The organism is Candidatus Synechococcus spongiarum SH4, assembly GCF_000586015.1.
GTDB classification, from domain to species: Bacteria; Cyanobacteriota; Cyanobacteriia; order PCC-6307; family Cyanobiaceae; genus Synechococcus_B; species Synechococcus_B spongiarum_F.
Genome location: NZ_JENA01000048.1, coordinates 1 through 9353, shown reverse-complemented (window position 1 = coordinate 9353; position 9353 = coordinate 1). Strand labels below are relative to the sequence as shown.

The window sequence follows — 9353 nt, the reverse complement described above, 5'->3', positions numbered from 1 at the left end:
CTGGAAGACCCTCGCAAGAGCAATGCCACCAGGCACGACTTTGCTGAAATACTCACTTTGTCTGTCATCGCAGTACTTTGTGGGAATGAAACATGTGTGGATATGGAAAATTTCAGCAAGACCCATAAAGATTTTCTGCGCACCTTTCTCAAGTTGAAGCACGGTATTCCCAGCCATGATGCTTTCTCCAGGTTGTTTAGAATTCTGGATCCCGAGGCTTTTGAAGAAGCCCTTCTCAAGTTGGCGGATATGTTGAATCACCATCTGCCTGATTCTGTCGGTAGAATTGATATGGACTCTCTGGTGCGGAAATTTAATCAACCTTCCCGTAAAAGTTCAATCTACCTATTAAATGTATTCAGCTTGTCTGCACGGGTGATTTTCCAGGGGTCTCCTGGCGCCGAGGAACAATCAACCCCTGCAACGGCGGCCATGGTTACCTCCGGTCTGCAACAGTTCTGTACCCAGACCAGTGGTGAGGCCCTGGGGAGAGCCTGAAGCACGTGTGGGAGCTCTTGGGCCGGGGCAGTCTTCCCAGGTTATGGCGTCCTGAGCAGGGTTTGCGGTCAGAACAGAAGGTTGACCCGCCATTCCGGCGTCATTGATCGCCAGCCATAGCCTGGCCTCAGACGGGGCTGGCCCTTGAACATTCCGGCAAACACTCTGGCAGGCATCCGCTCCTTCTGTGCTGTGGCCTTGGCGTGTACGGTTGCCGCCGCCGCCGCCGAGGAGGCAGGGGCCGGCGGGGGACCGTCTCTTCAGGTGCGGGGCGGCCCGGGGGCGGCCACCCTTGTGGTCAAGGGGATCGGTCCCCAGGTGCGTAGTCGGGTCCGGTCCGTGGATGGCGGCGGCTCCTGGCGCATCACCTTGACGGGTCTGGAGCAGGCTATCCGGACCCAGCGGCTTCACGTGGACCAGGCCCCCATGACCCGGGTACATCTGGTTGCGGATCCACAGCAGGAGGGGGTGGGGCAACTGACCGTGGAGGCGGCTTCAGGGCAGGTTCTGCCAACGCCAAGACTGATCAACACGGGGGACCGGCTGATGGTGCAGTTCCCGGGCACGGCCCTGGGCGACCAGGCGGCGGCGCCACCTCTGGGGGCCATGGCCGTGGATCACGTCCCCTTGCCCGGCCCTGCGTTCATCCCGCTCCCCGGCTCCCAATCCGTCACCCTGACCGCCAGGGATGCCCGGGCCCAAGACGTGCTCATGGGCCTTCTGCACGGCACCGGCTATAACTTCACCTTCCTGGAGGATCACCGGGAGCCTCCCCTGGAGCCACGGGTCACCGTGGACTTCCGGGATGAATCCCTGGAGAAGGCGGTTCATTTCGTGCTGCTCAGTTCCGGCCTGGAAGGCTATCTGGAGGGGCGAACGTTGGTGGTGGGCGCCGGGCTGCTGGACCGCAACCTTCGCGCCAAGGTGTCCAGGGTAATCCGTCTCAACCAGGTGGATGCCGCCGGGGCTGCGGGGTTTCTGGCCAATCTGGGCGCCACCATGACCGTGACCCACTCCGTCACCACCACCGCCACCGAATCCTTCGGCACGGACCCAGACGCCTCTACGGTGGCGGATGCCGGTCATCAGAGCCAAGTGGCCAGCACCACGGTCACCGCGGCGGTGTCCGAGTTTGGCGGCCAGCAGGGGCCGCTGCGGGGGTTGCGGGGCGCCACCGACGAGCGGCTCAACACCGTCACCCTTGTGGGGCCGGCCGCCCTGGTGGACATTGCCCAGAACTATCTGCGGCAGATGGACCGGCGCAAACGACAGGTGGCCGTGAAGGTGCGAATCATGAACGTGGACCTCAATCAAAGCGAAACCTTTGATCACAGTTTCTCCGCACGGATTGGCAATACTTTCCTTGCGGGAGGCAGCTCTTCCATCAAGTTGGGACCCCGTGATGCCAGTGACTCCTTCTACGCCCAACTTGAAGCCGCCATTGTCTCGTCCGACGTGAACGTTCTGGCGGAACCCACGCTGCTGGTTCAGGAGGGGGAATCCGCCAGCATCAACACCACCACCAGCGTGATCACCGGAAACACCACCACCACCACTCCGTCAGGGGTCACCCAAACCAGCCAGGAGCGGGAACAGGCGGGATTAAGTCTGAAGGTGGACGTGAGCAAAATTGACGACAACGGATTTATCTCCCTGAAGGTGAGGCCCAAGGTGTCTGTCCCTGCCCCTGTTGGCATCCAGGACGGCGTACCCATTTTCAACATCACCGAGCGGGCTCTCTCCTCCGGCAGCGTGCGCCTTCGGGATGGGCAAACCTTGATTCTCAGCGGGGTGATTCAGGATTCGGACCGGCAGCAGGTGACCAAGCTGCCCCTTCTCGGTGATCTGCCCCTGCTGGGGAAACTGTTCCGCGGCTCCAGCACGATGCGAGACAAGACGGAACTCATCATCCTGGTGACCCCTTCCCTCGTTCAGGACGACCAGCCCCTGGCGTCCCAGCCGCCCTCACCGGCCACTGTTCCCGATTGGTGATTAAACTGCAGCCAGCCGCCGCCCGGTTCTGTCCAGCTACCTTGCCGCAGCGCTTCAGCTTACCAGCACCCCTGATCCCGACGCCAATCTGCAGGTAGCAGAAGAGCAGATCGACTTGGCGGCCCGCCAAGGCGCAGCCCTTGTGGGCCTGCCGGAAAACTTCGCTTTCCTGGGGGACGACCAGCAGAAGCTGGCCCTGGCGCCCATGCTGGCGGAGCGGTGCAGTCGGTTTCTGGTCACCATGGCCCACCGCTACCAGGTGACCCTGCTGGGGGGTGGTTTTCCCGCGCCGGCCGAGAGCGGGGCGGTCTACAACCGGGCTGAACTGGTGGGCCGGGACGGGCAGTTGCTGGCCCGCTACGACAAGATCCACCTCTTCGACGTGAACCTGCCCGACGGGAACACGTACCAGGAGTCCGCCACCGTGCGTTCCGGGGAAACCGGTCCGCCGGTGGTACACGTTCCCGGACTGGGCTCTCTGGGGATTTCCATTTGCTATGATGTGCGCTTCCCGGAGCTCTACCGTTTTCTGGCCAGCCGCGGCGCCCAGGTGTTGTTGATTCCTGCCGCCTTCACCGCCTTTACGGGGAAGGACCATTGGGAAGTGCTGCTGCGGGCCCGGGCCATTGAAAACACGTGCTATGTCTTTGCCCCTGCCCAGACCGGGGTTCATTACCATCGCCGCCAGAGCCATGGACACGCCATGGTGGTAGACCCCTGGGGAACGGTGCTGGCGGATGCAGGCGCTCGCCCCGGTGTGGCCATGGCGGAGATAGGCGCGGATCGTCTGGAGCAGGTGCAGCGCCAGATGCCCAGTCTGTGTCACCGCAAGCCCTCCCTCTTTCCTCTCCACCCCTGATCCGGATCCATGTCCATGTCCTGGATCCATCCTCGGGAAGATCTCCCCATCGGCTTGTTCGATAGCGGACTAGGGGGCTTGACGGTGCTCCATCAACTGCGGCGCCTTCTCCCTGGCGAACCCCTGCTCTATCTGGCGGATTCCGCCCGGTTGCCCTACGGGGAACGTTCCCCCAGCGAGATTCGCGCCATCGCCGAAGAGGCGGCCCACTGGCTACGGGCGCGCCGGGTGAAGGCCATGGTCATGGCCTGCAACACCATGAACGCCCTGGCCGCTGACGTGATCCGCGCCCAGGTGAAGGCGCCCGTGGTGAGCCTGATTGACGCCCTGGCCGCCAGCTTGAACCTGAATCCCGGCGATCACGTGGTGGTGCTGGCCACGGCAGCTACGGTATACAGCGGGGCCTATGGCTGCGCCATCCGCCGTTACTTCCCCACGGTGCGGGTGCAGGAAATTGCCTGCCCGGGGCTTGTGCCCGCCATTGAAGCGGGAGAGCGGGATTCGGCCCGGTTGGAGCAACTGGTCACCGGCTATCTGACCCCCGTCCTCCGCAACCCCCAGCCGATTCAGGCCTTGATCCTGGGGTGTACCCATTACCCCATCATCCGTTCCCTGATTCAGCGCCTGTTGCCCTGGCCCGCGCCCCTCCTGGATCCCGCATTGCCAGCGGTGACGGCACTGCAACAGATGGTGCAGACCACGGGTCTGGCGGCCCGCCAGTCCAGGGGCTCCATACAGTTTTGCTGCACGGGGCAGACAACCCACTTTGCGACGGTGGTGTCCAATTGGCTGAGGCAACCGGTCCAGGTTGAGCAGGTGAGCCTGCAATCCGTGCTGCTCAGCCACTAAGATCCAGGCCAGTCAAGGCATTGCATGGCCTCGGTCGCTCAAGTGTTGCAACCGGTGGAGGCCGACCTGGAGGTGCTCCTCGGCAATTTACGAGACCTGATCGGGGCGGGGCATCCCATCCTCCAGGCGGCAGCGGAACATCTTTTCCAGGCCGGCGGCAAAAAACTGCGCCCGGCCCTTGTGCTCATGCTGGCCCGGGCTGTTGCCCCCGGCGATCCCATGGATCCGCGGCAACGGCGGCTGGCGGAGATCACCGAGATGATCCACACCGCCAGCCTGGTCCATGACGACCTTGTGGATGAAGCCTCCACCCGGCGGGGCGTGGCCACTGTGCATCACCTGTTTGATCCCCGCATGGCGGTGCTGGCGGGTGATTTCCTCTTCGCCCAGGCAAGCTGGCACCTGGCCAACCTGGGGAGTCTGGAGGTGGTGCGGCTTCTGTCCCGGGTGATCATGGATCTGGCGGAAGGGGAGGTGCGCCAGGGGCTCCACCGCTACGACAGCGGGCAGACGCTGGAGGACTACCTGGAGAAGAGTTACCGCAAAACAGCCTCCCTGATGGCCAACAGCGCCCGGGCGGTAGGGGTGCTGGCGGGGTTGCCGGAGCCGCGATTGGAAAGCCTCTACCGGTTTGGCCGCCAGTTGGGCATGGTCTTCCAGGTGGTGGACGACTGCCTTGACTTCACCGCCAGCGACCAGCAACTGGGCAAACCTGCCGCCTCCGATTTACGGGCCGGTTACCTGACGGCGCCCGCCATCTTTGCCCTGGAGGAGGACCCCGGCCTGGCGGAGCGGGTGGAGCGCCGCTTTGCCGATCCGGGGGACCTGGACGCGGCCCTCCACATTGTGCGCCAGGGTTCCGGTCTGGAGCGCACCCACGCCCTGGCCCACGGCTTTGCCCGGGAGGCGGAGGCGGCCCTGACCTGGTTGCCCCCCGGCCAGGAAAAAGCCGCCCTCCTGGGGCTGCCGGAGGTGGTGTTGCGGCGGCTCAACTGATCTGCCGGATCCGCCCGGAACGCGATGATGAAATGGCCCATGAGGGCCGAGGGGATCTGGGACTAAATAAATACAGATATCAAGTAAGGGAGAGATCCATGATCAAATCGTTTCGTCATGGCGGCCTGAAGGCACTTTATGAACAGGGAGAGTCGCGGTATGTGAGCCCGGCGTATCAAGAGAAGTTGCAAGACATTCTGGCGGCCCTGGACCATAGCAGCGGACCAGAAGACATGAACCTACCGGGATTCCGCCTGCACAAGTTGCAAGGCAAGCTCAAGGGATACTGGGCAGTCAAGGTCTCGGGCAACTGGCGGGTGACGTTCCGGTTTGAGGATGGCAGGGCAGTTGATGTAGATTATGTGGACTACCACTAAGCAGGGTTTGAGCGATGAGTCTGCACAACCCGCCCCATCCAGGCGGCGTGATCAGGCGCCAATGCCTGGAGCCCATGGGACTCACCATCACCCGGGCTGCCCAAAAGCTTGGCGTCACACAGCAGGCCCTGTCGGAAGTGCTCAACGAACGCAAGGGGCTCTCGCCGGAGCTGGCGAGACGGCTGGCTGAGGTGTTCGGCTCCACAGCGGAGACCTGGCTCGGGATGCAGATGGCCTATGACCAATGGCAGGCCCATGGCGTCAGCAGCCACGCGACTCGCAACCCAGGTGCTCCCGGGCAAGCGCCGGCAAAGCCTGTCAAGCACCTTTCATTGCGGTAAAAGTATCAACCGGTGGGTAGGCTGTTCCATCCACCACCCGGTCCGATGCCTGCCACCGTCCAAACGCTGTTGATGATCGTGACGGCGCTGGGCATCTGGGCCGGTGTGGGCGTCACCATCCTCATCTTCCTGTGGAACAAGCTGGACAAGCGGTTTGAGGATCAAAACAAGCGGATTGACCACCTGCAGGAAGACGTGAAGGAGCTTCGGCAAAAGGTGGACGACCTCCCCATGAAGATCATGGAGATGCTGAACAAAGCGCCCCGGTGACCACTCGCCACAGCAAGCCATGAACCACGGTGGCAGCAACGCCCGTCACCAAGCGGGCGGACTCCTGGCGCTGCCGGCTTCCGGTTCCCTGCTGCTGGCAGCAGCCACGCGACCCGCAACCCAGGTGTTCCCGAGCAAGCACCGGCTCCGTGATTCTGCTAACAGGGCCGGGGCGGTCTCAAGGAGTGCCAACCAGGGGGAAGCGCAAGGCTTCATGGCGGATGAGCGGAAGACAGGCTGCGGGGGGCTTGAATGGAGCCAAGTTACTGGCTGGAATCCATGGCTGCTGCCGGCATTGAATCCTTCCTTCACGAAGAGCGCTGCTTTGCGCCCCCTGCCGAGGTGCAGCAGCAGGCCCGTATTGGAGGCATGGCTGCCTACACCGCCTTGGCAGAGGAGGCGCAACGGGACCCGGAAGGGTTCTGGGGTCGCTTGGCCCGCCAGAAACTCCACTGGTTTGAACCCTTCCAGCAGGTGCTGGATTGGAGCGCCGCCCCCATGGCCCGCTGGTTCAGCGGCGGCCGCACCAACGTGTCCTTCAACTGTCTGGATCGCCACCTGACCAACGGGCGGGCGGAGAAAACCGCCATCCTCTGGGAGGGGGAGCCCGGCGACGTGCGGCGGCTCACCTATCGGGACCTGCACCGCCAGGTGTGCCGTTTTGCCAACGTGCTCAAGGGCCTTGGCGTGGGCAAGGGGGATCTGGTGGCCCTCTACATGCCCATGGCGCCGGAGGCGGCCATCGCCATGCTGGCCTGCGCCCGCCTTGGCGCCCCCCACTCCATTGTGTTTGGCGGCTTCTCCGCAGAAGCCTTGCGGGATCGCCTCATTGACGGCCAGGCCAGGGTGGTGATCACCGCTGACGGCGGTTTCCGCAAGGACAAGGCGGTCCCCCTCAAACCCGCCGTGGACGAGGCCCTGACGGATGGGGCCTGCCCCAGTGTGCAGGACGTGATCGTGGTGCGCCGCACGGAAACACCGGTCACCATGACCCCCGGCCGGGACCATTGGTGGCATGAACTGGTGGAGGGAGTCAGTGAAGACTGCCCCGCTGAAACCATGGACAGCGAGGACCGCCTCTTCATCCTCTACACTTCCGGCTCCACAGGCAAACCCAAGGGGGTGGTCCACACCACGGCGGGCTACAACCTGTGGGCCCACCTCACCTGCCAGTGGGTCTTTGATTTGCAGGAGAACGACGTTTATTGGTGTACCGCCGACGTGGGCTGGATCACGGGGCACAGCTACATCGTCTACGGTCCCCTCTCCAACGGCGCCACCACGGTGATGTATGAAGGCGCCCCCCGCCCCGCCAAGCCGGGGGCGTTCTGGGAGTTGATCGAGAAGCACCGCATCACCGTCTTCTACACCGCCCCAACGGTGATCCGGGCCTTCATGGGCGCCGGGCGCCGGATTCCCGACGGTTACGATCTGTCCTCCCTGCGGTTGCTGGGCACGGTGGGGGAACCCATCAACCCGGAAGCCTGGATGTGGTATCGGGAGGTGATCGGCGGTGGCCGCTGCCCCGTGCTGGATACCTGGTGGCAGACGGAAACCGGCGGCATGATGATTGCCCCCCTGCCGGGCGCCACCCCCTCAAGCCCGGCTCCGCCAGCCTGCCCCTGCCGGGCATTGCCGCCGACGTGGTGGATGAAGCGGGCCGGAGCCTGCCGGCTGGACAAGGGGGGTATCTGGTGTTGCGACAACCATGGCCGGGCATGATGCGCACCGTCCACGGGGACGAGGAACGTTTCCGCAAGAGCTATTGGGGCGCCCTGCCCCCTACCGACGGCAGGCCTGTTTATTTTGCCGGGGACGGCGCCCACCGGGACGAGGACGGCTATTTCTGGATCATGGGCCGGGTGGACGACGTGATCAACGTCTCGGGTCACCGCCTGGGAACCATGGAGATCGAATCGGCCCTGGTGAGCCATCCCGCCGTGGCGGAGGCGGCCGTGGTGGGTAGACCGGATGAGCTCAAGGGCAATGCCGTGGCGGCGTTTATCACCCTGGAGGCGGATCGGCAGGGGGACGACGCCCTGGTTCAAGCCCTACGGCAACATGTGGCCCATGAAATCGGCCCCATCGCCAAGCCGGACGACATCTGCTTCACCGACGTGCTGCCCAAAACCCGCAGCGGCAAAATCATGCGCCGCCTCCTGCGATCCCTGGCCAGTGGGGAAACCATCACGGGAGACACCAGCACCCTGGAGGACACCACCGTGCTGGAGCGGTTGCGGGAGGCTACATCGCCATAGGGCTCAGCCCTCCCTCTCCAGTTCTGTTCTTTGATCCCTTTGACTTCCTATGGCTTCAAGTCTTGCTAATGGCGCGCCTACACTTGCCAAGTCCGGGCGGCAACTCAGCGATAACCTGGGGTTATTCCTGTTTTCCTTTCTTCTGGGTTTTCTCTTGTCTCCAACTTTTCATTATTATCCCATGTCCATGGCCTATGTCCATGGCCAATATCCCAGACCCAAGGAGTTCCGGGCGCTGGTATTTACCAGACGCTATATCATGGCATCTCTATGGGGGTGGTTACTGGTTCTTATTCCTGTGGTAGGTTTGGCCGCAATTCCATTCTATTCCCACTACGTTTTCACCACTGATGACCAGCCTTCGGATATGATCAAAGATTCATTGAGCAAGTTGTTGGAAAATCCACTTTTCATTGGCAAGACCATTTTATATGGCTTGATTGCCTGGTTGGGCTGCGGTGTTGGGCAGATTATTACAATTCCTTTATCATACATTCAACTGTACAACGAAGCCGTGCATGAAAAGTTGTTTTGAGAAGCTTGGGGAGATGATGCTGCACTGTTAGGAGCGGTTGCGCCACGACGTCTGGGGGAGGAGCCGTGTTGATAGAGCGGACATCAACCCGACACCGGGCAACGGGCAAGGGCGCTGGCCAGGCTGAGCGCCGCTTGGGGTTGTCCCCCTCTTCCGACTTGGCAGGGATCTCTCCCTGGGCAATGGACAGATAAACCCGAGTCCGGATTAAGAGTCTCCCCTGGGTTTGCCTGCCCTCTCTCACGGCTCTTCCTTCGGCGGCTTCAGGGGCATGACGGCGTAGGTGCGGTGGAATTTTTCGGTGAGGGTGAGCCAGTAGGAGCGCCCGTCCTGTTCCCGGCGGCGCGTAATGAAGCCCTGGGCCAGCAGTTCCTTGAC

The 9353-nt window shown here is 62.7% G+C and carries 9 protein-coding genes and 2 pseudogenes; 10 read left to right on the top strand and 1 reads right to left on the bottom strand.

What is annotated here, in order from left to right; all coding sequences use genetic code 11:
• From BG35_RS0103720 to BG35_RS0103675, 10 genes and pseudogenes are all read left to right on the top strand, one after another.
• Nucleotides 1–498, top strand: a 498-nt coding sequence (locus BG35_RS0103720) for an ISAs1 family transposase (protein ID WP_152535156.1), incomplete at its 5' end; no start/stop codon positions are given.
• A 144-nt stretch (nucleotides 499–642) separates the two neighbouring features.
• Entirely contained in the window at nucleotides 643–2490 is a 1848-nt protein-coding gene (locus BG35_RS11470; RefSeq protein ID WP_025781766.1) for a type II secretion system protein GspD, read from the top strand.
• Between the two features lie 28 nt (nucleotides 2491–2518).
• Nucleotides 2519–3349 (top strand): carbon-nitrogen hydrolase family protein, encoded by an 831-nt coding sequence (locus BG35_RS0103710; RefSeq protein ID WP_025781765.1) that lies wholly within the window; start codon nucleotides 2519–2521, stop codon nucleotides 3347–3349.
• 9 nt (nucleotides 3350–3358) lie between these two features.
• A complete protein-coding gene (murI, locus tag BG35_RS0103705; RefSeq protein ID WP_025781764.1) occupies nucleotides 3359–4198 on the top strand; it encodes a glutamate racemase in 840 nt (279 codons plus the stop codon).
• A gap of 24 nt (nucleotides 4199–4222) precedes the next feature.
• Nucleotides 4223–5194 carry a solanesyl diphosphate synthase gene (sds, locus tag BG35_RS0103700; protein ID WP_025781763.1) on the top strand — a complete coding sequence of 324 codons (972 nt, stop codon included), beginning with the start codon at nucleotides 4223–4225 and terminating at the stop codon, nucleotides 5192–5194.
• Between the two features lie 98 nt (nucleotides 5195–5292).
• A complete protein-coding gene (locus BG35_RS0103695) occupies nucleotides 5293–5571 on the top strand; it encodes a type II toxin-antitoxin system RelE/ParE family toxin (RefSeq protein WP_025781762.1) in 279 nt (92 codons plus the stop codon).
• 14 nt (nucleotides 5572–5585) lie between these two features.
• Nucleotides 5586–5912 (top strand): HigA family addiction module antitoxin, encoded by a 327-nt coding sequence (locus tag BG35_RS10115; protein WP_025781761.1) that lies wholly within the window; start codon nucleotides 5586–5588, stop codon nucleotides 5910–5912.
• A gap of 45 nt (nucleotides 5913–5957) precedes the next feature.
• On the top strand, nucleotides 5958–6182 hold the full coding sequence (locus tag BG35_RS0103685) for a BhlA/UviB family holin-like peptide (protein WP_025781760.1): 225 nt from the start codon (nucleotides 5958–5960) through the stop codon (nucleotides 6180–6182).
• Between the two features lie 279 nt (nucleotides 6183–6461).
• A pseudogene (gene acs / locus BG35_RS10110) lies at nucleotides 6462–8440 on the top strand (acetate--CoA ligase).
• Between the two features lie 181 nt (nucleotides 8441–8621).
• Nucleotides 8622–8975, top strand: a complete 354-nt coding sequence (locus BG35_RS0103675) for a hypothetical protein (protein ID WP_025781759.1) — start codon at nucleotides 8622–8624, stop codon at nucleotides 8973–8975.
• Between the two features lie 240 nt (nucleotides 8976–9215).
• Here BG35_RS0103675 and BG35_RS12635 read toward each other — a convergent pair.
• Nucleotides 9216–9353 (bottom strand): annotated as a pseudogene (locus tag BG35_RS12635) (SMC-Scp complex subunit ScpB); the annotation flags it as partial.

Coding starts and splice junctions, on each gene's coding strand:
- BG35_RS0103675 (WP_025781759.1), top strand. CDS start 8,622: ATGTCCATGGCCTATGTCCATGGCCAATATCCCAGACCCAAGGAGTTC.
- BG35_RS0103695 (WP_025781762.1), top strand. CDS start 5,293: ATGATCAAATCGTTTCGTCATGGCGGCCTGAAGGCACTTTATGAACAG.
- murI (WP_025781764.1), top strand. CDS start 3,359: ATGTCCATGTCCTGGATCCATCCTCGGGAAGATCTCCCCATCGGCTTG.
- BG35_RS0103685 (WP_025781760.1), top strand. CDS start 5,958: ATGCCTGCCACCGTCCAAACGCTGTTGATGATCGTGACGGCGCTGGGC.
- BG35_RS10115 (WP_025781761.1), top strand. CDS start 5,586: ATGAGTCTGCACAACCCGCCCCATCCAGGCGGCGTGATCAGGCGCCAA.
- sds (WP_025781763.1), top strand. CDS start 4,223: ATGGCCTCGGTCGCTCAAGTGTTGCAACCGGTGGAGGCCGACCTGGAG.